This window comes from Pseudomonas sp. BS3782 TE3695, assembly GCF_050435305.1.
GTDB lineage: Bacteria > Pseudomonadota > Gammaproteobacteria > Pseudomonadales > Pseudomonadaceae > Aquipseudomonas.
On the sequence record NZ_JBNDKB010000001.1, the window covers coordinates 382,738 to 409,316 of the forward strand.

Below are 26,579 nucleotides of genomic sequence, written 5' to 3' on the forward strand. Positions count from 1 at the left end.
GTGGCCCAATAGAAAGCTGAACCTATAGAACCTACCTTAAAAACGCCTGAGCCCGCGGATCCTTCGGTGCATCGAAGAATTCCGCCGGCGAGGCATCTTCCAGCAACTTGCCGTGATCAAAGAACAGCACCCGATCTGCTACTTCCCGTGCAAACCCCATTTCGTGGGTGACGCAAACCATCGTCATGCCTTCAACGGCCAGGTTTTTCATCACGTCCAGCACTTCGCCGACCATTTCCGGGTCGAGTGCCGAGGTCGGCTCATCGAACAGCATGACCTTCGGCTCCATCGCCAGCGCCCGGGCAATTGCCACGCGCTGCTGCTGGCCGCCGGACAGGCGCGACGGAAACTCGTGGGCTTTTTGCGCGATGCCGACTTTTTCCAGCAACGCCATGGCTTTGGCTTCGCGCTCTTTCTTGCCGCGTTTGCGCACGACTTTCTGCGCCAGGCAGAGGTTTTCCAGCACGGTCATGTGCGGGAACAGGTTGAAATGCTGGAACACCATGCCGACTTCGCGGCGATAGGCATTCACATCGGTTTTCGGGTCGGCCAGTTGCAGGCCGTCGATGCTCACCGAGCCGGAATCGAAGGTTTCCAGGCCATTGAGGCAGCGCAGAAAGGTCGACTTGCCGGAGCCGGACGGACCGATCACCACTAGCACTTCACCCTTGGCGACCGTTGTGCTGACGTTGTCCACCGCGCGCACCACCTGGCCACGGGTGTCGGAGACTTTTACCAGATCGCGGACTTCAATCACTTTGCGCGAGCCTCCGCTCAAGCCGGCCGGCGATTTTCGACAGCGGCAGGTTGATCAACAAATACAGCCCCGCAACGCAGAACAGGATTTCGAATGGTGAAAACGAGGTAGTGATGACTTCACGACCGCTTTTCAGCAGCTCGGTAATCGCAATCACCGACACCAGCGAGGTGTCCTTCACCAGGCTGATGAACTGCCCGGCCAGCGGTGGCAGCACGCGCTTGAAAGCTTGCGGCAGCACTACATGACGCATTGACTGACCGGCGCTCAAACCCAGGGACCGTGCGGCTTCGTTCTGGCCACGGTCGATGGACTGCGCCGGTGCGGATGATTTCCGCCACATAGGCGCCAGTGAACAGCGACAGCGCGGCAATCCCGGCAAATTCCCGGGACAGGTTCCTACGTGCCACGGCCATTGGGCTATTTTCTGTTTCATTGGGATTTGCAGGTTCCGGATTCTGTATTGCCTGGGAGGCCGTGTTCAGGTCTTTATAGGACTGGGGCGCCTTCCAACTCCTTGCAGATCAGCAGCGTCTGGCCGACCACGATGAACGGTTCGCTGAAGTTCAGGCGCAGGTTGCGTTCCTGGGTCAGGGTCATGCCGCTGCCAATCATGTCGAACTTGTCGGTCAGCAGGGCCGGGATGATGCCGTCGTAGCCGGTGGACACCAGCTCCAGCTTGACACCCATGGCCTTGGACATGGCTTTGAGAATGTCGACTTCGAAACCGATGATCTCGCCACGCTTGTTGGTCATTTCGAACGGCATGTAGGTCGGGTCCATGCCGACTTTCAACGTGCCCGCTTGACCGCGTCATCGATGGCACCGGCCTGCGCTGCGTTGACTGCAACCAGTGCCGTGACGCCGACCAGCAGCATCGACAGATACTTCTTCATCCGTCGAAGACCGCCTGCCTGCCATTCGCAAAGGCACCCTCGGCCTGGTTGGCCATCCGGGCAACTACCCGCCCCGCCCCCGCGCACTGAGCCGGTGACCCTGGCCATTGGCCCCGAGGGCGGCTGGATTCCCTACGAAATCGACCTGTTGGGCAAATCCGGCCTGCAACCGGTACAACTGGGCGAGCGCATCCTACGCGTCGAGACCGCGGTGACGGCCCTGCTGGCCCGCCTCTTCTAACGTCCAACACATTCCCCTGTGGGATTGTGCCTACCCGCATGTCGGATGCAGCCTACAGAACCCTGCTCCATTTCCGATATACCTCCCATAAAACCAACGTATGGTCCAAGGGAGCGGCGACAAGCTTGGGTTCATTTCCGAGATCAACGGACTGACCAAGGACCTGCGCATCGCCCGCCTGGAACTACGAAATGCGTCGCGGCGAAGAAGGCCCCGGTGCCGTCAATGACCTGCTTGGCAAGCTCGACTCCGCCCTGCAAGCCGCTCGCCAGATAATCGAACAACCCGCCGACGTCGCACATGATCGACCAGCAACTGGCCGCCGTTGATCTCTACAAGCAAGCCTTCGCCACCATGACCCAGGCAGGCACCAACCGCGAAGATGCCCGCAGCAAACTCGGCGCCACCGCCGACAACGCCGTGGCCAGGGTCGCTGAAGTCGAGAAATCCATGCTGCAGGGCGACAGCGTGGCGGCGTTCAACAGCGTGATCGACCTGAGCAAACTGATCCAGCAGGCGCGCTTCCAGGTACGCGGCTACACCTACAGCGGCAAAAGCGAGGCCGAACGACCTGCCCTCGACGCGATCGACAATGCCCTGAAGAACCTCGAAAGCCTGCCGGCCAAACTGCCTGAAGAACACCTTGCGAACCTGCAACAAGCTACAGACTCGCTCAAGGCTTACCGTGCGGCGGTCAGTCAGTACCGCGATTCCCAGGTCGCCAGCGTCGACGCGCTGAACCGCAATGGCGGCTCAAGGAGAGATCCTGCTGCAGGTGAGCAACAAACTGACCGTTTCGCAAACGCTGGTGCGCGATACCGACGTGGCGCATGCCAAGAACATGCTGTTGCTGGCCACGGTTCTGGCGCTGGCCTTCGGACTGTTTGCCGCCTGGGCCATCACCCGGCAAATCGTGATTCCACTGAACCAGACCCTGAAAGTGGCCGAGCGCATTGCCGCCGGTGACCTGACCCACAATTTGGTTTCCATCCGCCAGGACGAACTGGGCCAACTGCAGCGCGCCATCCAGAGCATGACCCAGGGCCTGCGGGAACTGATCGGAGGCATCAGCGATGGCGTCACGCAGATCGCCAGCGCCGCCGAAGAGCTGTCGGCAGTTACCGAGCAGACCAGCGCCGGGGTCAATAGCCAGAAGGTTGAAACCGACCAGGTGGCCACTGCCATGAACGAAATGACCGCTACGGTTTAGGAAGTCGCACGCAACGCCGAAGAAGCTCCGAGGCTGCCGTTGCCGCCGACCAGCAGGCCCGCGAAGGTGACAAAGTCGTGGGCGAAGCCATCGCCCAGATCGAGCGCCTGGCCACGGAAGTGGGCAACTCCACCGAAGCCATGGGCGAGCTCAAGCGCGAAAGCGACAAGATCGGCAGCGTGCTCGACGTGATCAAGTCTGTGGCCCAGCAAACCAACCTGTTGGCGCTCAACGCGGCCATCGAAGCCGCCCGCGCCGGTGAAGCCGGGCGCGGATTTGCCGTGGTCGCCGACGAAGTGCGCAGCCTGGCCCAGCGCACCCAGAAATCCACCGAAGAGATCGAAGAACTCATTGTCGGGCTGCAAAACGGCACTCAGCAGGTCGCGACCATTATGGACAGCAGCCGTCTTCTGACCGACAGCAGTGTCGAACTGACGCGTCGCGCCGGCGGTTCACTGGAAAGCATTACCCGCACGGTGTCGGCGATCCAGGCGATGAACCAACAGATTACCGCCGCGGCTGAACAGCAGAGCGCCGTGGCTGAGGAGAACAACCGTAGCGTGCTGAACGTACGGGATGTTTCGGACCAGACTTCAGCGGCGAGTGAAGAGACGGCTGCTTCCAGCGTTGAGCTGGCGCGGTTGGGAACGCATCTTCAGATGATGGTAGGTAAGTTCAGGATCTGAAGACCAACCCTCCATCAACCGATCCTCTGAAACCGCATAACTCTTGCCCACCGACCTCAGACGCAATCAACGTATGAGGCCGGTGAAAGCGGTTACGCAGCAACTGTGCAATTGAGCAGATGGTGATCACTGCGTTGCAGAAAACGGGGCTGAAGCTCTTGGCAAACGCAGAAATCGACCGATATTCCAGCCCTTTCTCGAAGCGATGCTCGCCCAGAATTTCAAAGCTCTATGCGATCCAAAGGCTTACATCCTAAATCCTGAGCAAAGCGAAGCAAGTAACCATCCGGATCCTGCACAAGGAAATTGCTCTCGCCTTGGAGCTGTTTATCTTCCCTGTACCAAAATTCCTCGATGGGCTTTCGCAGCGAATATCCAGACATCTGCAGATTTCTCGCCAAGGCGCTGACATCAGGGCATTCGATCGAAAGGTTCATCCCGCGACCATAAGGTTGCTCAAGCGGTTCGACGCGCCAGGTTGACGTCTCGAACCGGTCCTGTTCCAGCATCAATTGGCTACCGTGATAAGAGATGAATGCGAAGCCATCTTCCAGCCTTTCGTATTCAACCTGGAACCCAATCACCTTACAGTAAAATTTCAGGCTTGATTTGATATCAGAGACGATGATCTCTGGCAGGAGCGTATTGAACTGAACCATAAAAATTCCTTCTTCCTTGAAGATATACAATTAGTTTCACTTGAAACAAAATCAGTATTGGTCACCTTTAGAAAAAAAACAAATCCATTTTTTCGATGAAGATTATTTCAGATGCGCTAGATGTTACGTTTTGTGTAGTGGCAGAACCTTAATCATGTCAAAAAAAAAAAAAAAAAATAAATCATTTCAGAATCCATCAAGTTGTAACAACAAAAAACAGTCGATGACGCGCGGATGAAATCTAATTTAATAAAAAACCGGAAAGAAAATCGCTAACCTCAACTGAAACATCTCTTATATTTTTTAAACTTTACACTTCTATTCTGCTTTTGTAGATTCAGTGCGGTTGGGAGAGAGTCATCCCCGCCCAATAAAAACTCTTGAGTTGATTAGCTTTAGACAGTAGACCCGCGCTTATCGTCGGATAGCTTGCCGAAAGCTCCGCTGACGCACTGGTGCGCCCGATGCAATAGTTGATTCGAATCAATTAATGCTACCCATAAAGCTCAACTCACCAATTTGCCATACATCGCGTACTCCACACACAGGTAACCATGAAATGGGCCACGTTGAACTTGCAGAAAAAATTTATGACTCAAAGCGGGAAAACGGCAATTTAGCAGAAATCAGAAAATTGGCGGATGAGGCTTACGTACGAAAAACCGACACCCATAAGTTGCAAGGTCAAGCGTTGGAAATTTGGTTGAAGAACGCAAGGAAAATGGATGAATTCCTGCGTAAGCCGGCGGAAGAAATAAAGGAATATCAATTATCGAAAATAAGAGACCTGGTCGATAACGCTTTCAAATATGTGCCTTTTTATCGTGAACTCTATACATCATGTGGATATGAATTGGGAGGAATTGAGAGCTTCGCAGATTTCGAAAGACTACCTATTGTGAACAAACAAATTCTGAATGCATTCGACGCAAGTAAAATCGTCAACGACCCAGCATGTCTTGCGGCGGCGAATACCTCTCGCACATCGGGATCCAGCGGCACCCCTTTCACGGTTTATAGCGATGATGCCGATATCATTCTTGATCACTTGCAAGTACTTCGATTCTACAACTCTTGCTTGAAAACCCCGCTTCAGGAAAATGACTGGGTATATATGCTTCATCATGCAGGATTAGCGTTCTCGTCTCTTCAAGGAAAATTTAGAACTTTTCAATTACCCGACTTGTTGCCTGACACTCCGTTGGGCGAACACTTATTGTTCCTGCGACCCAGGCTACTTGTAACATTGCCAAGCTATCTACCACTTATACTTCGACACAAGGATAAACTAAGAGCCAGCGGTGTAGAAGCGATTTTGACAAATTCCGAATCGAGCACGCAGTTGGAACGTGACTATTATTCAAATACGTTGGGTCTACCTGTCTTCGACGAATACAGTTCTGAGGAAATAGGCATGATTGCAACACAGTGTACTCATGGAAATTATCACGTTATTGAAGATGGCGTGTATCTGGAAATCGTCAATACCGACACTGGTGGATTTGGCAATGTAGTTTGTACTGATCTCAATAATGAGATGATGCCATTGATCCGCTTCGATCATGGTGACGTTGCGAAGAGAAGTATATCGAACAGTCGCTGCGACTGCGGAAGCCCATACGCGTCGCTTGAGGAAATAAACGGCAGGCGAGACGACGCTTTCCGTACTCGAGCGTTTGAGGTGGTGCCGAGCGCCTCACTCTTGGCCGCGATCGATGATGTATTGATCACACCTGATAAAACCTTGAAAAACTTTCGTTTGGTTCAAAAAGGCTCAGAAACCATAGAGTTGATTACACAATATGGAGATAAGCCACACCAAGACATGGCAAATATATTGTTGCAGTTGCAAAATCGCATTTCTTCTTTGTTCGGTTACCCGATAACTCTATTACATCAAAACGTCGACATGATGCCGAAACAGAAATCCTATAAACGTAGAAGTATTGTTCGTGAGTGGGAAATGAGTTAAGCATGTCTCTAATAAAACTGGAAAATGTTTCTTTAACCCGAAACGAAACTACACTCTTTTCAGAGCTTAACCTGAATATAACCAGTGGCGACCGTTTAGGGATCGTAGGGGATAATGGCGCCGGAAAGAGTTCACTGCTGCGCAGTATCGCAAAACTGCTGGACGAGCATGAAGGCACCATAACCCACGCGAGGGGACTGCGATGTGTTTACGTTGAGCAAGGCTTCGCGGATCAATGGAACGACACAACCGCACTCGATATTCTAATAAAGTGTTTACCTGACCCTACGGCGGAAAGGTGGAAGGCCGACTACACACTTGAGCTATTTAATTTTCCAACAGATTATCGATCACTGTCGTATGCAGAATTAAGTGGCGGCTGGAAAAAAATACTGATGATTGCCAGAGCGATGCTCTCAGAACCTGACGTACTGCTATTGGACGAACCCACAAACCATCTGGATCAATCACATATAGAGAATCTCGCGCGTTTTCTCAATGAAGGCCATACCATATCTACGTTTGCGGTGGTCAGCCATAACCGTGATTTTCTGGACTCAACCACCAAGAGCACTCTGTTCCTTCATAACCGACGTGCATCCCACTTCAAAAGAAGTTTTACAGAAGCGAGAACCATGCTTCTGGAACAAGAACAGGCGCTTTCCGAATCGAGATCCATTGTTCTACATGAAGTTCAACGTTTGAAAAAAAGCGCACAGTTCCAACGACAATTGGGTGTAAACAATTACAGCGATAACGCACTTCAGAAGGCAAAGAAACTAGAGAAGCGAGTTGAGAACCTGCAAGCAACCATACCCAAACAACCGAGCGTACGTAAAAACAATATCACACTCGCCGTCGATGAGTTCAGCGCTAAAAAAATTCTTCTAATAGAGGATCTCAGATTAACTTCGTCCGACGGAAAAGAACTTTTATATATTCAGTCACTTACCATCAACAAAGGTGACCGCATCATCGTTACCGGCGCGAACGGCTGTGGAAAAAGCACTCTATTAAAAACAATTATCTCAAATACGGATCCTCACAGCAGGCTTGGGCCATCCGTTAAAATAGGTATCCTTGACCAAGAAATATCGGTATTGCCGAAAGAATCGACAGCATCGGATTTTTTTTCGAAAAATTTTGAAATGGAGCACCAGCAAGCCATCAACACCCTCGCCTCTGCCGGTTTTTCCTATCTAGATGCCCAGAAGAAATTTTCCCAGTTAAGTTATGGGGAGCGCAGTCGACTTGCAATATTGGCAATGCGTTTGATCAATCCAAATTTCTTGATCCTGGATGAACCTACCAATCATCTTGACATTACCTCCCAGGAAATGCTGGAGAACGAAATTCAACGCCTTAACCCAGCTGCAATAATCGTATCTCATGATACAAAGTTTATAAGAAATGTCGGCAATCGGTTTTTTGATATTTCCAATGGAATTTGCAAGGAACGCTATTAGAACATTGAGACAAAGTCACCACGATAGTCGCACTTGAAATATCCTACCTCACTCATAATCGTACAAGACCTATACTGACCATGGATAGCTTGATTAGCTTGAAATCCGTTTGCAAAAAATATTATCTGGCCAAAGAAACCGATGGAGTAATAGCGTGGTGTAAACAGTTGATAAAGCCAAAATACACTTCGTTTGATGCTTTAAACTCAATTGACTTCAATATTGAACAAGGCGCTGCCGTCGGATTTATTGGGCCTAATGGCGCGGGCAAATCCAGTCTGATAAAAATACTGTGTGGAATTCAAAAGCCTACCTCCGGAAACATTAGCGTGCTCGGGCATGACCCAAGTCTCCGTGAAAAAAAATTCCTGAACCAGATAGGTGTGGTCTTTGGCCATAAAACATCCCTATGGTGGGACTTGCCGGTAAAGACAAGCCTTGACACTTACAGAGAAATTTATGGCATAACGGATAATGACTACCATAGACGTTTGTCCGAACTTTCCGACGCTTTGAATTTGACTAATGTTTTACATAAGCCTGTACGAAACTTAAGTCTTGGAGAGCGCGTCAAGTGCGAGCTTACCCTGAACCTGCTGCATTCACCGAAGCTAATTTTTTTGGACGAGCCGACCGTTGGCCTGGATGTCACCTCGAAACACGAGATACGCAAATATCTTAATCATGAAAGAAAAAAAAATAATCTGTCTATTTTTCTCACCAGCCATGATTTAGGCGATATAGAGTCGTGTTGTGATGATGCAATTATCATTGATAAAGGCAGAATTCGTTTTGATGGCTCCATGAGCGAACTGAGCAAAAACTTTAAGGCAAACGTCAAACTCACTGTGGGCACACAGAATAGTACTGAACGTAGCGATGCTCTCTCCATATTCAAGACGGAAATTCTTAATTTACCGGATATTAGTATTCTCAATGATGGATCCACTCAAACGTCGTACATCGTGCCTAAATCGTCTATAGGCATAGTGTTCAGTTTGTTCGAGGCAGGCCTTTACGACCTGGAAGTGACATCACTGGATTTTGAAAATAACGTAGTCAATCTTTTCAAAACCTGGTCCGGTGAGTAACTTAATGAATTCTGCAGCTTATTTTAAACTTATTCAAACAGGACTGGCGTCAGTTTACAGGGACAGGTCCATGTTGATAGCGGACCTGATCATCGCCACAGGCGTACCGTTTTTCATACAGTTCGCAATATGGACTTTTGTCTATGAGGGAGCTAACGATGAGGCATTACCACAATACACATTGGAAGAAACCTACCTTTACTACGTTGCGGTGCTGGCTCTCAATCGCTTGAATAATACATACGATCTTATCTTCCGAGTTTCTACACATGTTCACGAGGGACAACTGGAGGGAATCTTCATAAAACCAATAAGCTATTTCCAATATAACTTCTTTATCTTTCTCGGCGAAAGCATTCTATATTATGTTCCCATAGTGATAATCGCTGTCTTTGTAGTCCTTTCGGGGTCTGGATGGGCAGGAGTCGCCGGGTTTGTAATGTTGAGCCTGGTGAATGTGTTCTTTTGTTTCTTACTGGGATACCTGATGTCATTATCGACGTTCTGGTTGACACGCCCTGACATGACTCTAAGTTTCCAGGCAATCCTCGCTAGTGTTATTGGCGGCACCTTATTACCTATCTCTTATTGGCCAGATTATCTACAACCACTCATGAGGTATAACCCATTCAGATTGATAATCAGCGGCCCGGCGGAATTTTTGTTGCGCCCGAGCAGCGCATTGCTAATAGAACTTTTGAGCCTATATATCGTATGGCTTTCAACCATGTTTGTTGCCTGCAGATATATTTTTAAATTCGCCAGCAATAGATACTCGGGAGCAGGAGGTTAAATGCACACTTTCAAGCTTATAAAAAATGCAGCAAAAGAAGAAACCAGATACAAAACCAACTTACTAGGAAGCATTCTTGCCCTCGTAACCCTTTATAGCCTGCAGTTCATTTTCTTTGATGTCATCAGCGCTTTCGTTGTTACCGACGCAATCAATACCAATTGGCTTTTGATATTCTTTATGTCCTATGCGTTAGGAGGCTTGATCGTGAACTTCATGAGTTCCGCAATTGCAGGTTTTTTCCGCCAACTCACCCAAGGCAGGATTGACCCCCTGTTGGTGCGGCCTGTTAACCTGCTCGTTTTGATTTTATTCCGTTGGTGCCAGGTACACTATCTGTGGAGTGCACTGGTGCTGATGATTATTTGCGGCACTTCGAACAAAATAGATTTCTCACCGTTTCTGGAGAATGTATTCAACGCAGGTTTATATATATTTGTAATGCTGATTGGAGTGATGGCAAGCATTACTTTCCTTTTGGCGCTAAACTCCTTTTCATTTATTACGCAACGTGATTTGCCCGTCGATTACATTCACTCAAGTATTTTCACATTCGCCTTATTGCCCTCAGCCTTCTACTCAAAAATATTGTTATATTTTCTAGTTGTTGCTTTGCCTATGCTGGTATTTGCCTCTGCCGCACTGGATGCGCTGTTCAATGGAATAACGATGTTCGTTGGAGTATTCGTTGCCGTGGTGATTTACACCTGCTTAATTACAGTCAGGAGAGTCTATAATCTTTTCAAGCGGTACGACAGCATCGGAGGATGAGATAACGAATAAAGAACTAGCATTCATACTCAAACCCGTAGTGCATTAGTCTACGGGTTTTCTCTTATCTGGCGCGGATATAACGCGGCTCGGGTCTTGAAATTTATTTCGGATCGAAGATAAAACCAAAAACTCAGGGCGCTAAATAAAACTAACACCCTGAAAACTGTTTTTTAGAGGTTTAGGAGGGAATGGACTTGATTATATATCCATTTTCATCGTACTAGTACATTGCGACAGACTTAATAATTACCTGCCAGGCAGAAAAACTACATGCTCAGCCAATTCTCATGCCTTCGCAGGAAAATCAAGAATACGCTCAACTGCCTTGGCAAAAATGTTATTAATAGCTCCTTGTTCTTGCGCTGCCAAATGGGACGTTACTACCAAGTTTTTCGACGGAAGGGACAGAAGGCCATATCGATCATCCGATTGTCCTTTATTGTCTACCCATTCATGGTAGTAGCCATCAATAATGCAACATGCCTCCGGATGACTTACTAGATGGTTTTTAAGTGCCACGGGGCAAATGATTCGTGGACTGGACATATTGAAAATCATTAAATTGGGATTCGCTTTCTCAAGTATCCTCTCATCGATCAGGGAATGGGTTTCAGCGCTACCCGCAAGATGAATGCTAAGCACATCAACTGTGCCTACGATCTCTATCAGCGATCCATAAATCAGGTTCAAGGATGATTCAAGTTGAGGCTTTCGGGTTCGAGACCAGTACTTGATGCTTGAACACCCTCTCAGATGGAGCTGATGTGCCATTTCGGTACCGATGGCTCCCATTCCTACGATTCCGATGCTCAAGCCTGAGATAGAAGGTCTGGGTGTCTGGATCCAGCGGCTACCTTCTTTTACGCCCTCAATACTTTCCAGCACTTTAGCCTGGCAGACGGTCATCATGGCCAGCGTAAATTCTGTCACGGCCTGGACATTCATGTGAGGTGTGTTGGAAATACGAATACCTTTTTTGGTCGCGTATTCAACGTCCATGAAACTTGCAGTTCCCGTACCCATGACCACTACGTTTTTCAGACCAGGGGCACAATCAATTATACGCGCAGACAAATATTCAGGACCACCTAAAATATAGTCATGTACATCAGACAAGGCGTCTATGATTTGCTCTTCATCAACCGGGCATCGAATGTGAATGATTTCGATGCCCGATGGAAATACGGCATTTTCGACATCAAAATCTCCTGTCACCAATACTCGTCTCATACCACAGCTTCCTTAACTTGATTAGCGTTGAAGACCTTGGTCGACTCAAGCTCCAGGAGAGCCTGTCTCAAGCATGATATCGAGAAACTGAACTGGTCATCCGGCTTCATGATGGCGATCCTGATGCGATCGTGCCCTGCAGCCTCATGGCTATTCCAAAAGAAATAACGTCCCGGTAGAACTGCTACATCGTAGGTAGCAAGATAATTTGTCAATTCCAAATCCGAAAGCCCGGTTCGCTCTATATTTAGCCATATAACCGCCATTCTCGATTCAAGATGTGGACACTCAACGTCAACCAGTGTCCCTGCGAGTTGAGACTTAGCGATCTGGACATTAGTTTCGATAATTGAGTGAACATACGGCAGCCCCCCTTTCTTCAGGGTCGCGCCAATAAACGCAATGATCACTCGTAACGAAAAATTTGAACAACACAGGTAAATTTCTTCGTAGATCGCCCTGATTTCCCGCGCCAGATTCTCGCTGTATGAAAGCAGACTGGCCTTGGTGTCCAAGGTTGGCCATTGCTTACCCGTGTCCTCCAATATGATAAAAGACGCCCCACTTGCGATGAGGAGTTCATATTCGTCGATATGGGTTTTGTGACAGAATCGAAACGAGGTATCAAGCATCAGAATAACGTTGAGTCTTTCGCAGAGACCGATGATGCCTTTCATCATGACTGCGTCAATAACAAAACCTGTGGGATTATTTGGATTAACCATGAAAACGGCGCCGAGGTCTTTTTCCTTAATCACCTCTTCCAGTAAGTCCAAGTTGGAAAATACGTTCTCAGGTAGCGCCTCGAGCATAACCTCCCTGCGCCTTAGCAGTTGGGCGAGGTTATCGAATGTCGGTTCGACCAGTCCGATTTTTATATTTCTGGATCGCGCCCAAGCGCCCACTATATCGATACTGTTAGACGCAGTGGGGCATACGGAGAAATGTTCGTGTTGCTTCAATCCGGGTAATGCAAAATAATCTGCAAATATATCTTTGAAAATCCTCTCCATCTGTGGAATAGGCGTTTCGACCGCGGAATCCCATAACTCCGGCAAGTTTCTCAATACGGGGCCGAAATGCTTCTTCGCAGAGATATAACTATGACCATCTGCAAGATTGTACTTAACAGACAAGCCGAAAACCTCATGCTCAGTCAAGCTTTGGTTTTGATAATCAGGAAATATTTTCATCAGGGCTGTTGATTCCGACCAGTTAATTAGCAATTACAAGTCACCATAGTTCTATGACTTGTTAATCGTATTAACTAGGGATCCACGTGTAAAGCTCACCGAACCCTACATAATCTATCCAAATATTTCTTCACTTCACTTCATTAAAACCAACAGCCGACAAACGAAACTTTTGTAACTTAGTTCATCCCAACAATCTTCAATCTTTATAAGATCAAGTCATTCATTGTCGCAACGTCTGTAAACAGACGATAATCTGGAGGAATTGAGTAACACCATGTAATCCGTTCTTTATTCTTGCACCGTCTGTTTTATTCGCATTTCAAAATATTTCATCGCAATAGTTTGAACACTTATATTGAGCTGATTATTCACCATCAAAAGTTACAACTTATCGCACCGCGACCGCTCAAGGAACCCAGGTCTACCTATCATTTCTGATAGGTAGACAGAATTTTGTTACCGGTAGAAGCTCTACGAACGCCTGACCACCGGGAAACGAGCGATGTCCACCCTGCCGAGCAGCCTGCTCATTCAGTACCAGTACGATGCCCTCGACTGTTTGGCGAGCTGTATGCCGAGAGAACAGCTGCGACAGGATCTTCATTATCAGAAAGGCCGGTTGGCTACGGAAATCCAGGGCCCGGCCCAGCGCCAAATCTTTCAAGGCGTCGACGTATTACTCACAGAAAAGTACACAGGAAATGCCCCGCATACGTCGCATCTGCTGACAGACAAACAACGCTCGGTTTTACAGAGCACCGACGGGCAGTCCGCCTATACCCCTTACGGTCATCGTACTGTCCAAGGGGGATTCACAAGCCTTTTGGGGTTCAATGGTGAGCGTCCCGATACGATCACCGGTCACTACATGCTGGGGAATGGACACAGGGCTTTCAATCCGGTTCTGATGCGTTTCAACAGCCCTGACAGCTTGAGTCCTTTTGGAGCGGGCGGCTTGAATTGTTATGCGTATTGCGGGGGGGACCCCATCAATCGAACGGATCCCACAGGAAGATGGTACGACTGGGCCTGGTTCGGAAATGCCGTTTTGGGTTTCGTCGGTGAGTATCTGGCTCCCCTCGTCCCCAAATCATTGGCAAGGCGCATCCCGGGATTGGCACATCCTACTATTGGCAGGGTCAGCAGGAGAGTAGCGGACGCAACTGGATTAACAGCCACCGGGTTATATCTGGTGTTGAATCGAACAGAGGCGGCTTTCCCTGATGCCGTACGATTCAACGACGCGCTTTTCGTGACTTATTTGACGGTTTCAGCAGTTCAAACGGTCAGCGCTGCTACTCGTGTCTTGCACAAAGCAGTCCGAGCGCTGCCTCCAGTACCCAAGTTAACTTCTGTGATGCCGCTTCAAGAGGTGCAAATTGTTCCGAGCAATATGCCTGGAGATTTATTGCCAAGGCCATCACAACCGCCCCTTAACAATGGTCGAGAGATCAATACCAATCGCGCCCCCAGCAGAGACGCCGCCTTTATCCGTCAAGCGATTTAGAATACGCCTTTTCAGAAACCCAAAAAAAACCCGCTTTCGCGGGTTTTTTTCTACGCCATCTGTGGTTGCACGCTCAACGGTTTAAGCGGCAATAAAGGTGCGTGAGGGTCGGCTTTCACCGACTTGCGCCACGCGCCCAACCATTCCGGATGGCCTTCGGCCCAGACCTGCTCATGCAGGCGAGCCAAAGCCACCGGATCGCTCAGCAGTTGCACACGCTCGTTGTTGGTCAGGCCCTCAGGGCCGACTTTCATCGCATGGCGTACCCGCTCGATACGCAGCCATTCAATCGGCTCGGCCTGACGGTGACGAGACGTCGCCAGCGCACACGCCAAAGCGTTTTGCTGAGGATCGACCACCGACCGGACGAAGCCGTCGTTCAGTGCATGCCAACGGTTTTCGTGGGTGTACTGATCGGTCGCCAGCAATTCCTGTGGCGGGGCATATTCCTCGGGAATCAGGAACAGGCTTTCGTCACGGGACTTCAGACCCAGGCCGACGCGACTGGAGATCACCGATACCGGGATCGACAACATCAGCGAACCGACGATCGGCACCAGCCACCACAGGAAGCTCGGGTTCAGCCAGATCACCAACAGTGCCCAGAAAAAGCCCAGCAAGGTTTGCGGTCCATGGCGCTTGACTGCTTCGCTCCACGGCGTGGAGTCGTCGTCACGTTGCGGCGAGTTCCAGGTCGCGGCCCAGCCGAGGAACGCGGCGAGTACGAAACGGGTGTGGAAGATCATCCGCACCGGCGCCAGCAGCATGGAGAACAACATCTCCAGCAGCATCGACAGCGTCACCTTGAACTTGCCACCGAACTCTTTCGCGCCTTTGGTCCAGATCAGAATGATGCTCAGCAACTTCGGCAGGAACAGCAGCACGATGGTCGTCGAGAACAGCGCAATTGCCTTGTCTGGCTGCCATTGTGGCCACAGTGGATAGAGCTGACGCGGTTCCAGGAAGTACTGCGGCTCCATCAAGGTGTTGACCGCCAGCAAGGCCGTCGACAACACCAGGAACAAGAACCACAACGGCGCAGACAGATACGACATCACGCCGGTCAGGAACACCGCGCGGTGCACCGGGTGCATGCCTTTTACCAGGAACAGGCGGAAGTTCATCAGGTTACCGTGGCACCAGCGACGGTCACGCTTGAGTTCGTCCAGCAGGTTCGGCGGCAGTTCTTCGTAGCTGCCCGGCAAGTCGTAGGCAATCCATACGCCCCAGCCGGCACGGCGCATCAGCGCAGCTTCGACGAAGTCGTGGGACAGAATCGCGCCGGCAAACGCGCCTTTACCGGGCAACGGCGCCAGGGCGCAGTGCTCGATGAATGGCTTCATGCGGATGATCGCGTTGTGGCCCCAATAGTGGGATTCGCCCAGCTGCCAGAAGTGCAGGCCGGCGGTGAACAGCGGACCGTACACACGCGTGGCGAACTGCTGCATACGCGCATAAAGGGTGTCCATGCCCGACGCACGCGGCGCGGTCTGGATGATCCCGGCGTCCGGCGTGGCTTCCATCAGGCGCACCAGACTGCTCAGGCATTCGCCACTCATCACGCTGTCGGCGTCGAGCACGACCATGTACTTATAGTCACCGCCCCAACGACGGCAGAAGTCGTCGAGGTTGCCGCTTTTGCGTTTTACGCGGCGACGGCGGCGGCGATAGAAAATCTTGCCGAAGCCCTTGGCTTCACGGCAGACGTCCAGCCAGGCCTGCTGCTCGGCAACGCAGATGTCGGCATCGTTACTGTCGCTGAGGACGAAAAAGTCGAAGCGATCCAGGTTACCCGAAGCCGCCACCGATTCGAAGGTCGCCCGCAAACCGGCGAACACCCGCGGCACGTCTTCGTTGCAGATCGGCATCACCAGTGCGGTGCGTGCATCCTTGGCGATCGGCTCGTTGCCGGCGCTGGCGCCGGAAATGCGGTACTTGTCACGGCCGGTGATCAACTCGAGGAAACCCATCAGCGCGGTCCAGAAACCGGCCGAGACCCAGCAGAACAGAATCCCGAACATGATCAGAATGCTGGTTTGCAAGGCATAGGGCAGCACTTGCGTGGCGGTTTGGCTCAGAGGTTGATGCAGGACTTCTTCAAGATCGACGAACGACCAGCCCTGGTACGGCATGATGCCTTTCATGTACCAGCCGGCGACGATCGTCTGACCGAGCATCAGCACCAGCAGGATGTAGCGTCGGATCGAACCGACGGTGCGCCAGCGAGCCGCCGGCAGCACGTTCTCATCCTTCGGCGGGGCCGGCGGATTGGTGCGACCGGTCAGCCGACGCCAGCCACGCACCAGGATGTTGGTGCGCCACGGCTCGGGCACGACTTTGGTCCGACGGATCGGTGGGGTTGCCTTCAGGCAAACCCGACCACTGGCGTCGAGCACCAGCATTTCCGCGTCCGCCAATTCTTCGGCGGAGTTCAGGGTCAGGCGCCGGCCAACCGAGGCTTGAGCAGCCTCGGTCGGCGCGTCGAACGTCGAGGACGACAGACGTTCGTGCAGTTCACTGAAAGACTTGCAGCCCGCGAGTTCCGCGCGTTGCTCGTCGCTCATCGGCAAATGCGCCAGGTACTCGGCAAGCGATTGTGGCTGTACGTGTGAATTACTCATCGGCGGGCAACTGATAGCTCCAGGTCTCGGTCAGGACTTGTTCAGTCGGTGCCGATTCCGTTGTGGCTGGGGCCGCTTGGGCAGCGACAGGCTGCTTGGCGTCTTTGTTGTCCTTATCCTTGGTGTCCTTGACTTGCAGGGCTTGTGCTTCAGCCTGCCTGGCTTCCTTGTCCTTCTTCTCTTGCTGGCGGGCGGCGATCTTGTCGGCCTTGGCAACGGAAGAACTGGACGCTGGCGCCGCGGTCTTGAGTGCCTCGGCCGGCGTGATGTTCTTGACCAGCGCAGCGCGCATTTCGGTGGCCTTGCTCGGATCCTTGATCTTCATCCGCAAAGTCAGGCGCCAGCCCTTGGTTTCAGGGTTGTAACGGACATTGTTCTCGACCAGTTCCGCGTTGTCGCCAACGCTCACCTGGCTGCGTACTTCAGCATCTTCCGGCAGCACTTGCAGGGACGGGCCTTGGAAATCCACCAGATAGGCCACGCTGCCGTCCGGCTGACGAATCAGGTTCGACTGCTTGACGTCACCCGTGGACCGCAGGGTCTGTTGAACCCAGGCGCTGTCCGGCGAATGCAGGGAGGCTTCGTCGAGGGTCCAGTGCATGCGGTAGGCAACGTCCAGGGACTGGCCAGGCTCAGGCAGTTTTTCCGGGCTCCAGAAAGCGACGATATTGTCGTTGGTTTCGTCGGCCGTAGGAATCTCTACCAGATCGACGGAGCCTTTGCCCCAATCGCCTTTCGGTTCGATCCAGGCACTTGGGCGCTTGTCGTAGCGGTCATCGAGGTCTTCGTAGTGACTGAAATCACGGCCACGTTGCAGCAAACCGAAACCGCGCGGGTTCTCGATCGAGAAGTTGCTCACCGCCAGGTGTTTCGGATTGTTCAGTGGGCGCCAGATCCATTCGCCGTTGCCGGCATGGATCGACAGGCCGCTGGAATCGTGCAGCTCGCGACGGTAGTTCAGCACTTTCGACGGCTGGTTGGCGCCGAACAGGAACATGCTGGTCAACGGTGCAACGCCCAGCTTGGTGACTTTGTCACGCAGGAACATTTTGGCTTTGACGTCGACGACCGTGTCGCTGCCTGGACGCACGGTCAGGCGGTAGGCACCAGTGGCACGCGGCGAATCCAGCAGGGCAAAGATCACCAGATGCTTGTCGCCCGGTTTGGGCTGTTGAATCCAGAACTCGGTGAAGCGCGGGAACTCTTCGCCGGATGGTAACGCGGTATCAATGGCCATGCCGCGAGCGGAGAGCCCGTAGGTTTGCCCCTTGCCGATGACGCGGAAATAACTCGCGCCAAGCATGGTCATGATTTCGTCTTGCTTGTCGGCCTTGTTGATCGGGTACAGCACACGGAAACCGGCATAGCCCAGCTGTTCGGTGGCTTTAGGATCGAACTTCACGTCGCCGAAATCGAAACGACTTGGGTCGTATTTGATCTCTTCGACGGTGTTGGCCGTGATTTCGTTGATTTTCACCGGCGTGTCGAAGTGCATGCCCTGGTGATAGAACGACAGCTTGAAGGGGGTTTTCTGGTTCGCCCATTCGGCTTTTTCCGTGAGGAACCGGATTTTTTGATAGTCCGCGAATTTCATCTCGCGAAATTCATTCGGCAGGTTACTGCGCGGGGCTTCGTACTTTTGCCCGGCCAGCTCTTTTGCCTTGACCGATACGTCATCCAGATTGAATGCCCAAAGTTGGCCGGCGCTGAACAGGCAGAGCAGTGCAGAGCCTGCTACCAGAGCGCTTCGAAACCGTTTGGCAGACAATTTTGGTGCATTACAGGGACTAACAATCACGAGCAACCCTCGCCGAAAACAGATCAAAAAACCAACGGCCAGTTAAAGTGCCAGCACGGTGTGCGGTGGAAAAAACCGACCCTGCGAACGACTCTTGCCAAGTTGGCGAGCATTGTTCCGACTCCTATGGGGCAAAATGATTCCCCAACAGGTACCGGACAAGTCTCTACCTAAGTCAAAACGGACCAACGAACGCTGATCCCCGTAGCGCGCGATTATCTAGCAGGCCGCGTTACAACGCATCAGGTGGAACCAAGTATTTATCGGGAAAAGACCCCGTTTTCAGTCGAAATGCCCTTAAAAGGATGTTTCAAGCGCTTTCACGTCTGTAACAGGAAGGTTACCGGGCCATCATTGACCAGGTGCACCTGCATATCCGCGCCGAATCTACCTGATGCCACAGTGCCATGCATCTGTTTCGCTTTGCCTGCCAGATAGTCGAACAGCTCCTCACCTAAAGCTGGAGGAGCCGCAGTCGAAAAACTTGGGCGCAACCCGTTTTTGGTGTCGGCGGCCAAGGTGAACTGCGAGACCAACAGCAACCCGCCGCCTACGTCCGCCAAGGACAGATTCATCTTGCCCTCGGCGTCACTGAATACTCGATAGTTAAGCAGTTTATGCAGAAGTTTGTCGGCGCTGGCCCGCGTATCGTCGGGCTCGACGGCAACCAGCACCAACAATCCTTGATCTATCGCGCCAACCACCTCTCCCGCAACCTCGACTCGCGCGCCACGCACACGCTGTAGCAGGCCCTTCATGCTTCGTCAGGCGACAAGTCGAGCATACGACGGGCCATCAGATCGGCGGCGCGTACCAGGGCATCCGTAATACCTGTTTCGGATGCCGCATGGCCGGCGTCGCGAATCACCTGCAATTCGCTGTTCGGCCAGGCCTGATGGAGTTCCCAGGCGTTGTCCAACGGACAGATCACATCGTAGCGACCATGGACAATAATGCCCGGCAGATGGGCGATCTTGGCCATGTCGCGAATCAGCTGGTTCGGCTCCAGGAACGCATTGTTGGTGAAGTAGTGGCACTCGATACGGGCGATGGACAACGCACGCTGAGGCTCGGAGAAGCGGTCGACCACCAGCGGATTCGGCCGCAGGGTCGCGGTGCGCCCTTCCCACATGGACCAGGCCTTGGCCGCGTGCATCTGGGCGATCTGATCATTGCCGACCAGACGCTTGTGGAACGCCGACAGTAAGTCATGGCGTTCGTCCTGCGGGATCGGCGCGATGTAGTCCTGCCAGTAATCGGGAAACAGGCGACTGGCGCCACACTGGTAGAACCACTCGATTTCCTGGGGACGGCAGAGAAAAATCCCGCGCAGAATCAAACCATGCACGCGCTCCGGGTAAGTTTGCGCGTAGGCCAGGGCCAGGGTCGAACCCCAGGAGCCGCCGAACAACACCCATTTGTCGATGCCCAGGTGTTTGCGAATCCGCTCCAGGTCGGCGACCAGATCCCAGGTGGTGTTGTTTTCCAGGCTGGCATGGGGCGTGGAGCGACCGCAACCGCGCTGGTCGAAGGTAACAATGCGATACAGGTTCGGATCAAAATACCGACGGCTCTGGGCATCACACCCGGCGCCGGGACCGCCGTGGATGAACACCACCGGCAAACCTTCCGGCGAACCGCTTTCGTCGACATACAGCGTGTGGGTTTTATCGACGGCCAGATCGTGCCGGGCGTGGGGTTTGATCTGCGGGTACAAAGTCTGCATTGCGCGCTCCGTAAGGGGTCGAGGTCATCCCTGGGGGGACTTCTATTATTCTGCCGTCCGGCATCATAAACCCGAATTACGTCAATGAGCATGCCCCTTGCAGCGTCAGAGTTTGTCAGCCGTCGTCTCAGCCAAATAGCCGAGCAGGGTTTCATAGAGCCGGTCGACCTCGGCGACCTGCCCCCGCGCCCGCAAACAGCCGTGAACCAGCCCTTCCCCGTAATAAAGCGTTGCGCCCACGCCTGCTGCGTTGAGTCGCTCGGCGTAAAGCACGCCGTCATCGCGCAGCGGGTCGAACTGTGCCACGGCGATCAACGCCGGTGGTAGACCGCTGAAATCGTCGGCGAGCAAGGGCATCGCATAGGCACCCGGTTGTCGGCTACCGCCCAAATACAACGCGTGATAACAATCCAGGTCGCTGCTGCCGAGCAAAGGCGCATCGGCGCATTCGCTGCGCGACAGCAATCGGTGATCGCCACCCAGCCCCGGGTAGATCAGAACGTGCGCGCACGGCATAGGCTCGTCGGCATCGCGTAAAGCGAGGCACAACGCAGCGGCAAGATTACCGCCAGCGCTGTCGCCTGCTACCAGGGTGCGCGCAGGATCGAGCCGAAACGGTCCTGTGCCCAGCGCGCGCCAGACACTCAGGCAGTCATCGAACGCCGCTGGAAACGGGTGTTCCGGCGCCAACCGATAATCGACGGCGATCACCAGCACACCGAGCACCGACGCCAGTTCGGCACAGATGAAGCCGTGGGAGTCCAGATCCCCCACCACCCAACCACCGCCGTGCAAGTACACAATGCACGGCCAACCGTTGGTCGGTGGCGGGACCGGTGGTTGCCAGGAGCGTAGGGTTACGCCTGCCAATTGAAAGTCAGCCACCTCAAGCCCTGCGGGACATGGCGGGGTAAATGCCCGACACATCTCGCTGTAGGCCTGACGCAAACCGGCGGGACTGCTGTCGGTGCTGTTGAAGCTGAGGGTTTTCTCGACGAAAGCCGCCATCTGTTCAGAGAGTGGATAAGGAGCCATGAGCCTGCTGCCAGTCAGGTTTGGGATTGGAGCCCAGTTCTGTGGCGAGGGAGCTTGCTCCCGCTGGGTTGCGAAGCAGCCCCCAAATCACTCAACCGGGTTGTATCAGATACACCCGATCAGCCGGGTTTACGACGGCTGCGCCGCCGAGCGGGAGCAAGCTCCCTCGCCACAGACAGCATACTTTCCGAAGTAATGGTGGTCAGTTTTTCAAACTAGCCTGAACGGTTGCCACACCGTCTTTGCCATCAAAACTGCTGACACCTGCCAGCCAGCGCTGAAGATCTTCAGGATGATCACGCAGCCATTGCCTGGCGACATCCTGCGGCGTCTTGCGCTCCATGATTGGCACCATCAACTGGCTTTCCTGAGCGGCGGTGAAAGTCAGGTTTGCCAGCAAGCGGTTCACGTTCGGGCACCGCTCGGCGTAGTCTGGCGCGGTCACGGTAGAAACCGTCGCCGCGCCCTCATTCGGACCGTAGACGTCTTCGCTGCCGGTCAAGTAGGTGACGTTCATGTTGATGTTCATCGGATGCGGGGTCCAGCCGACGAACACCACGAACTCCTTGCGATTGACCACCCGTTGTACGGCGGCGAGCATTCCGGCCTCACCGGACTCGATCAGTTTGAAGTCCTTCAAGCCAAAGTGATTGGTTTCGATCATGGTTTTGATCGTGGTGTTAGCACCACTACCCGGCTCGATGCCGTAGATCTTGCCGCCGAGCCGATCTTTGAATTTCGCGATATCACTGAAGGTTTTCAAGCCTGCCGCGGCAACGTAGTCGGGAACGGCAAGCGTCGCCTGGGCGTCGGCCAGACTCGGTTTGTCCATGATCTTCACTTGATTGGCAGCCACAAACGGCGCGATGTTTTTGTCCATCGCCGGTTTCCAGTAACCGAGGAAGATATCGAGGCGTTTGTCGCGGATGCCGGCGAAGATGATTTGCTGCACAGCGCTGGTTTGCTTATTTTCGTAGCCGAGGTCATTGAGCAATACATCGGCCATGCCGCTGGTGGCGATGACGTCGGTCCAGTTGACCACGCCCATGCGTACGGTCTTGCAGGACGGGTCGTCACTGGCCAGAACGCTGGTGCTCAGAAAAGCCGTGCCGCAGAGGATTGAGAGACAGCGGGTGAATAGTCGTTTCATCGGGGAGGTTCTCGGCGGCAGCGGATTATTGTCGGGCCGGTGTCTTTGTGCACCGTGCCCGGAACATTACGCAGCGTCGAGAGAGTAAAAGCGAACTGTAGCGACCGAGATTTGCACAGTGGCGACTGTCCTGATGCGTTATCAAGGCGAACACCAATCTGTGGCGAGGGAGCTTGCTCCCGCTGGGATGCGAAGCAGCCCCCAAACCATTCAACCGAGTTTTATCAGATACGCCCGACCAGCCGGGTTTACGACGGCTTCGCCGCCGAGCGGGAGCAAGCTCCCTCGCCACAAAAGCCCGCTCGCCACAGGGTTATGCGCTGTAGTGCTTTTCGCCCCAAGCCAGCAACCCTTGCAGCAACTCCCTGAGCACCACTTGCGTCGGCGCCGCCAAATCCGGGCGATAGCGGAATGGCTCGAACTCTTCCATGTACGTGCACTGACCCAACTCCAGTTGCACGGCATGGATGTTCTCGGCCGGGTTGCCATAGTGCCGAGTGATGTGCCCGCCCTTGAAGCGACCGTTCAGCACATGGCTGTAATCGCCGTGCCGTGCGCAGATGGCTTCCAGTTGGCTGGCCAATTGTGGATCGCAACTGGCGCCGTTGAAGGTGCCGAGGTTGAAGTCCGGCAGCTTGCCGTCGAACAGGTGCGGGATGATCGAGCGGATCGAGTGCGCATCGAATAGCAGCGCGTAGCCGAATTCGGCTTTCAGACGCGCCAGTTCTTCCTGCAAGGTGCGGTGGTACGGCGTCCAGATGTGCTCCAGATAAGTCGCCCGTTCTGCAGCCGATGGTTCCAGCCCTTCGCGGAACAATGGAATACCGTCGAACAATGTCGCCGGGTACAAACCAGTGGTGGCGCCGACATATAACGGCTTGTCATCGGACGGTCGGTTCAGGTCGATGACAAATCGCGAATACTCGGCGGCCAGCGTGCTGGCGCCCAGCTCGGCGGCAAATTCGTAAAGCCTGGGGATGTGCCAGTCGGTATCTGGCAGGCTTTTCGCGTCGGGGATCAACCCGGCTTCGACCGCTGGGGTCAGGCGCAAGCCGGCGTGAGGCATGCTGATCAGCAGCGGCACGCGGCCTTGTTTGAAGTTCAGAACCTTATCCACAACTGCTCTCCTAAACGCTCGTTTCGACGCCGTGACGCACGACGCGTTTTTCCAGGTCGCCGCCCAGCCAATACGACAGGTCGGCTGGTCGATCAATCTGCCAGGCGACGAAGTCTGCGACTTTGCCGGCTTCCAGCGAACCGTGAGTGTCGGCCATGCCCAGCGCGGCGGCGGCATGAATCGTTGCGCCAGCCAGCGCTTCTTCCGGGGTCATGCGCAAACAGGTGCAGGCCATGTTCAACATCAAGCGCAACGACAGCGCCGGCGAAGTGCCCGGATTGAGGTCGCTGGCGATGGCCATTTTTACGCCGTGTTTGCGCAGGGCTTCCATTGGCGGCAATTGGGTTTCCCGCAGGAAGTAAAACGCGCCGGGCAGCAATACCGCGACCGTGCCGGACTTGGCCATGGCGATGGCGTCGTCTTCAGTCATGAATTCCAGATGATCGGCGGACAATGCGTGGTAACGCGCCGCCAGGCTCGAACCGTGCAGCGACGACAATTGCTCGGCGTGCAGTTTCACCGGCAAGCCGAGGTTCTGTGCGGCGACGAAAACCCGTTCGACCTGTTCCGGCGAAAACCCCAGGTATTCACAGAAAGCGTCCACTGCATCCACTAGCCCTTCGGCAGCCAGGGCCGGGAGCATTTCAGTGCAGATGTGATCGATGTAGGCGTCGGCACGGTCAGCGTATTCCGGCGGCAGAGCGTGGGCGGCCAGGCAAGTGCTGCGCACGCTGACTGGCAGTTCGGCGCCGAGACGACGAACGACCCGAAGCATCTTGCGTTCGTTAGCCAGGTCCAGGCCATAACCGGACTTGATTTCGATGCTGGTGACGCCATCGCGCATCAGGCTTTTCAGACGCTTGGCGGCGCTGGCGAACAACTCGTCTTCGCTGGCGGCGCGGGTAGCGCGCACGGTGCTGGCGATACCGCCGCCGGCGGCGGCAATTTCCGCGTAGCTGACGCCTTGCAGACGCTGCTCGAACTCGCCGCTGCGGTTACCGCCGAACACCGTATGGGTGTGGCAGTCGATCAGGCCCGGTGTCACCCAAGCCCCGTTCAGGTCATTGACCGCCGGGTATTCGCCCGGCGGCAGTTCGCCGCGTGGACCAATCCACTCAATGTGCGCACCGGACGTCACGATGGCTGCATCCTCGATGATCGAGTAGACGCCTTGCGCCATGGTTGCGACGTGGCAGTGTTGCCAGAGCGTTTTCATCCTGGCCTCCGTTAGGTTATCGATGAGAAAAATCAGGGTCCCGCGCCACCAATGCGGCCTGGCCTGCCGCCGGTTTCACCCACGTCAGGTAGGCCAGCACCAGCAACACGATCCAGACCAAGCCGACGATCAACGCCGCCTGGGTGTTCGGGAAATAGCCCAGCACGCCGAAAATGAACAGCATGAAAGCAATCGCCGCCATTGGCGCGTAGGGCCAGAACGGCACCGGGAACTTCAATTGTGCGACCTGCTCGGCGCTCATGGAGCGACGCATCGCCACCTGGGTGAACAGAATCATCAGCCAGACCCACACCGTGGCAAAGGTCGCAACGGAGGCGATTAACAGAAAGACGTTTTCCGGAATCAGGTAGTTCAGCAATACGCCCAGCAGCAGCGCGCTGCTCATCACCACCACTGTCAGCCACGGCACACCATTGCGCGACAAGCGGGCAAAGCCTTTGGGGGCGTGCCCTTGCTGAGCCAGGCCATACATCATGCGACCCGCGCCGAAGATGTCACTGTTGATGGCCGACACCGCCGCCGAGATCACCACGATATTGAGGATGGTCGCCGCCGAGCTGATACCCAGTTTGTCGAAAATCTGCACGAACGGGCTGCCTTGGCTACCGATCTGCTGCCACGGAAAGATCGACATCAGCACCAGCATCGTCAGCACGTAGAACAACAAAATACGCAACGGTACGGCATTGATCGCCCGGGGGAGCACGCGCTGTGGGTCTTTGGCCTCACCAGCCGTTACGCCGATGATTTCAATGCCGCCGAACGCAAACATCACCACGGCGAACGAAGCGATCAGGCCGCCCACGCCGTTGGGCATGAAGCCGCCATGGCTCCAGAGGTTGCTGATATCGGTCGCCTGGGCACCGGGTGCGGTACTGATGCCGAACAGCATGATGCCGAAGCCCCCCAGGATCATCGCAACGATGGCCGCGACCTTGAGCAGCGACAGCCAGAACTCCATTTCACCGAAGACTTTGACGTTGCACAGGTTCAAGCCGCCGACCACCGAAACGATGCCCAGGACCCAGATCCAGCGATCGACTTCCGGAAACCAGAAGCCCATGTAAATGCCGAATGCGGTGACGTCGGCCATACCGACGATGACCATTTCAAATGCGTAGGTCCAACCGAGGATGAAGCCCGCCATCGGCCCTAGATAAGTGCTGGCGTACTGGCCGAATGAGCCGGCCACCGGGTTGTGCACCGCCATCTCACCGAGTGCGCGCATGACCATGAACACCGCCGCGCCACCAATCAGGTAAGCCAGCAACACCGCAGGCCCGGCCATTTGAATGGCCGAAGCAGAACCGTAGAACAGCCCGGTGCCGATCGCCGACCCCAGTGCCATGAAGCGAATATGTCGGGCAGAGAGCCCGCGTTTGAGTCCTTTTGTTTGCTGTTGCATTGCTCGTCCCTA

At 53.8% G+C, this 26,579-nt stretch carries 22 protein-coding genes and 4 pseudogenes; 11 read left to right on the forward strand and 15 right to left on the reverse strand.

Features of this window, described 5'->3' with window-relative positions; all coding sequences use genetic code 11:
• Nucleotides 1-31: 31 nt before the first annotated feature.
• From ABH909_RS01680 to ABH909_RS01690, 3 genes and pseudogenes are all read right to left on the reverse strand, one after another.
• A complete protein-coding gene (locus ABH909_RS01680) occupies nucleotides 32-757 on the reverse strand; it encodes an amino acid ABC transporter ATP-binding protein (RefSeq protein WP_429430014.1) in 726 nt (241 codons plus the stop codon).
• A pseudogene (locus ABH909_RS01685) lies at nucleotides 750-1,155 on the reverse strand (amino acid ABC transporter permease); the annotation flags it as partial. The gene ABH909_RS01680 and the pseudogene ABH909_RS01685, both read right to left, overlap by 8 nt.
• 63 nt (nucleotides 1,156-1,218) lie before the next feature.
• Nucleotides 1,219-1,653 (reverse strand): annotated as a pseudogene (locus tag ABH909_RS01690) (transporter substrate-binding domain-containing protein); the annotation flags it as partial.
• A gap of 2 nt (nucleotides 1,654-1,655) precedes the next feature.
• On the opposite strand from ABH909_RS01690, the pseudogene ABH909_RS01695 reads away from it, so the two are divergent.
• The 5 genes and pseudogenes from ABH909_RS01695 to ABH909_RS01715 form a co-directional block, all read left to right on the forward strand.
• Nucleotides 1,656-1,894 (forward strand): annotated as a pseudogene (locus ABH909_RS01695) (RsmE family RNA methyltransferase); the annotation flags it as partial.
• A 191-nt stretch (nucleotides 1,895-2,085) separates the two neighbouring features.
• Nucleotides 2,086-2,223 (forward strand): hypothetical protein, encoded by a 138-nt coding sequence (locus ABH909_RS01700; protein WP_429430016.1) that lies wholly within the window; start codon nucleotides 2,086-2,088, stop codon nucleotides 2,221-2,223.
• Nucleotides 2,195-2,566: pseudogene (locus tag ABH909_RS01705) on the forward strand (methyl-accepting chemotaxis protein); the annotation flags it as partial. The gene ABH909_RS01700 and the pseudogene ABH909_RS01705, both read left to right, overlap by 29 nt.
• 73 nt (nucleotides 2,567-2,639) lie before the next feature.
• Nucleotides 2,640-3,104, forward strand: a complete 465-nt coding sequence (locus ABH909_RS01710; RefSeq protein ID WP_429430018.1) for a HAMP domain-containing protein — start codon at nucleotides 2,640-2,642, stop codon at nucleotides 3,102-3,104.
• Between the two features lie 77 nt (nucleotides 3,105-3,181).
• Nucleotides 3,182-3,790, forward strand: a complete 609-nt coding sequence (locus ABH909_RS01715) for a methyl-accepting chemotaxis protein (RefSeq protein ID WP_429430020.1) — start codon at nucleotides 3,182-3,184, stop codon at nucleotides 3,788-3,790.
• Nucleotides 3,791-4,011: 221 nt separating this feature from the next.
• On the opposite strand, the gene ABH909_RS01720 is transcribed toward ABH909_RS01715, so the two are convergent.
• Entirely contained in the window at nucleotides 4,012-4,449 is a 438-nt protein-coding gene (locus ABH909_RS01720; RefSeq protein ID WP_429430022.1) for a bleomycin resistance protein, read from the reverse strand.
• Between the two features lie 559 nt (nucleotides 4,450-5,008).
• On the opposite strand from ABH909_RS01720, the gene ABH909_RS01725 reads away from it, so the two are divergent.
• From ABH909_RS01725 to ABH909_RS01745, 5 genes are all read left to right on the forward strand, one after another.
• The gene (locus ABH909_RS01725) at nucleotides 5,009-6,421 is read left to right on the forward strand and encodes a phenylacetate--CoA ligase family protein (protein WP_429430023.1); all 1,413 of its coding nucleotides are present in this window, start codon (nucleotides 5,009-5,011) and stop codon (nucleotides 6,419-6,421) included.
• Nucleotides 6,422-6,423: 2 nt separating this feature from the next.
• A complete protein-coding gene (locus ABH909_RS01730) occupies nucleotides 6,424-7,887 on the forward strand; it encodes an ABC-F family ATP-binding cassette domain-containing protein (RefSeq protein ID WP_429430025.1) in 1,464 nt (487 codons plus the stop codon).
• 80 nt (nucleotides 7,888-7,967) lie between these two features.
• Nucleotides 7,968-8,978, forward strand: a complete 1,011-nt coding sequence (locus ABH909_RS01735) for an ABC transporter ATP-binding protein (protein ID WP_429430027.1) — start codon at nucleotides 7,968-7,970, stop codon at nucleotides 8,976-8,978.
• Nucleotides 8,979-9,048: 70 nt separating this feature from the next.
• Nucleotides 9,049-9,771: an ABC-2 family transporter protein gene (locus tag ABH909_RS01740; RefSeq protein ID WP_429430029.1), complete on the forward strand. Its 723-nt coding sequence runs from the start codon at nucleotides 9,049-9,051 to the stop codon at nucleotides 9,769-9,771.
• A complete protein-coding gene (locus ABH909_RS01745; RefSeq protein ID WP_429430030.1) occupies nucleotides 9,772-10,542 on the forward strand; it encodes an ABC-2 family transporter protein in 771 nt (256 codons plus the stop codon).
• Nucleotides 10,543-10,830: 288 nt separating this feature from the next.
• On the opposite strand, the gene ABH909_RS01750 is transcribed toward ABH909_RS01745, so the two are convergent.
• Nucleotides 10,831-11,775 (reverse strand): NAD(P)-dependent oxidoreductase, encoded by a 945-nt coding sequence (locus ABH909_RS01750; RefSeq protein ID WP_429430032.1) that lies wholly within the window; start codon nucleotides 11,773-11,775, stop codon nucleotides 10,831-10,833.
• The gene (locus ABH909_RS01755; RefSeq protein WP_429430034.1) at nucleotides 11,772-13,001 is read right to left on the reverse strand and encodes an aminotransferase class I/II-fold pyridoxal phosphate-dependent enzyme; all 1,230 of its coding nucleotides are present in this window, start codon (nucleotides 12,999-13,001) and stop codon (nucleotides 11,772-11,774) included. The genes ABH909_RS01750 and ABH909_RS01755 overlap by 4 nt, the downstream gene beginning before the upstream one ends.
• Before the next feature lie 472 nt (nucleotides 13,002-13,473).
• On the opposite strand from ABH909_RS01755, the gene ABH909_RS01760 reads away from it, so the two are divergent.
• Nucleotides 13,474-14,478 (forward strand): RHS repeat-associated core domain-containing protein, encoded by a 1,005-nt coding sequence (locus ABH909_RS01760; protein ID WP_429430036.1) that lies wholly within the window; start codon nucleotides 13,474-13,476, stop codon nucleotides 14,476-14,478.
• 50 nt (nucleotides 14,479-14,528) lie between these two features.
• Here the strand turns inward: ABH909_RS01760 and mdoH are convergent, their stop codons facing one another.
• From mdoH to ABH909_RS01805, 9 genes are all read right to left on the reverse strand, one after another.
• The gene (gene mdoH / locus ABH909_RS01765; RefSeq protein WP_429430038.1) at nucleotides 14,529-17,099 is read right to left on the reverse strand and encodes a glucans biosynthesis glucosyltransferase MdoH; all 2,571 of its coding nucleotides are present in this window, start codon (nucleotides 17,097-17,099) and stop codon (nucleotides 14,529-14,531) included.
• On the reverse strand, nucleotides 17,092-18,897 hold the full coding sequence (locus tag ABH909_RS01770) for a glucan biosynthesis protein G (RefSeq protein ID WP_429430039.1): 1,806 nt from the start codon (nucleotides 18,895-18,897) through the stop codon (nucleotides 17,092-17,094). Before ABH909_RS01770 ends, mdoH begins: the two co-directional genes overlap by 8 nt.
• A 320-nt stretch (nucleotides 18,898-19,217) precedes the next feature.
• Nucleotides 19,218-19,655: a D-aminoacyl-tRNA deacylase gene (gene dtd / locus ABH909_RS01775; RefSeq protein ID WP_429430041.1), complete on the reverse strand. Its 438-nt coding sequence runs from the start codon at nucleotides 19,653-19,655 to the stop codon at nucleotides 19,218-19,220.
• The gene (gene pip, locus ABH909_RS01780; protein ID WP_429430043.1) at nucleotides 19,652-20,623 is read right to left on the reverse strand and encodes a prolyl aminopeptidase; all 972 of its coding nucleotides are present in this window, start codon (nucleotides 20,621-20,623) and stop codon (nucleotides 19,652-19,654) included. Before pip ends, dtd begins: the two co-directional genes overlap by 4 nt.
• Nucleotides 20,624-20,728: 105 nt before the next feature.
• A complete protein-coding gene (locus ABH909_RS01785; RefSeq protein ID WP_429430045.1) occupies nucleotides 20,729-21,658 on the reverse strand; it encodes an alpha/beta hydrolase in 930 nt (309 codons plus the stop codon).
• A 202-nt stretch (nucleotides 21,659-21,860) separates the two neighbouring features.
• Nucleotides 21,861-22,808 carry a choline ABC transporter substrate-binding protein gene (locus ABH909_RS01790; protein WP_429430047.1) on the reverse strand — a complete coding sequence of 316 codons (948 nt, stop codon included), beginning with the start codon at nucleotides 22,806-22,808 and terminating at the stop codon, nucleotides 21,861-21,863.
• Between the two features lie 313 nt (nucleotides 22,809-23,121).
• Nucleotides 23,122-23,925, reverse strand: a complete 804-nt coding sequence (gene hutG, locus ABH909_RS01795; RefSeq protein ID WP_429430049.1) for an N-formylglutamate deformylase — start codon at nucleotides 23,923-23,925, stop codon at nucleotides 23,122-23,124.
• 10 nt (nucleotides 23,926-23,935) lie between these two features.
• Entirely contained in the window at nucleotides 23,936-25,141 is a 1,206-nt protein-coding gene (gene hutI / locus ABH909_RS01800) for an imidazolonepropionase (RefSeq protein ID WP_429430051.1), read from the reverse strand.
• A gap of 16 nt (nucleotides 25,142-25,157) precedes the next feature.
• On the reverse strand, nucleotides 25,158-26,567 hold the full coding sequence (locus ABH909_RS01805; protein WP_429430052.1) for an amino acid permease: 1,410 nt from the start codon (nucleotides 26,565-26,567) through the stop codon (nucleotides 25,158-25,160).
• Nucleotides 26,568-26,579 lie beyond the last annotated feature (12 nt).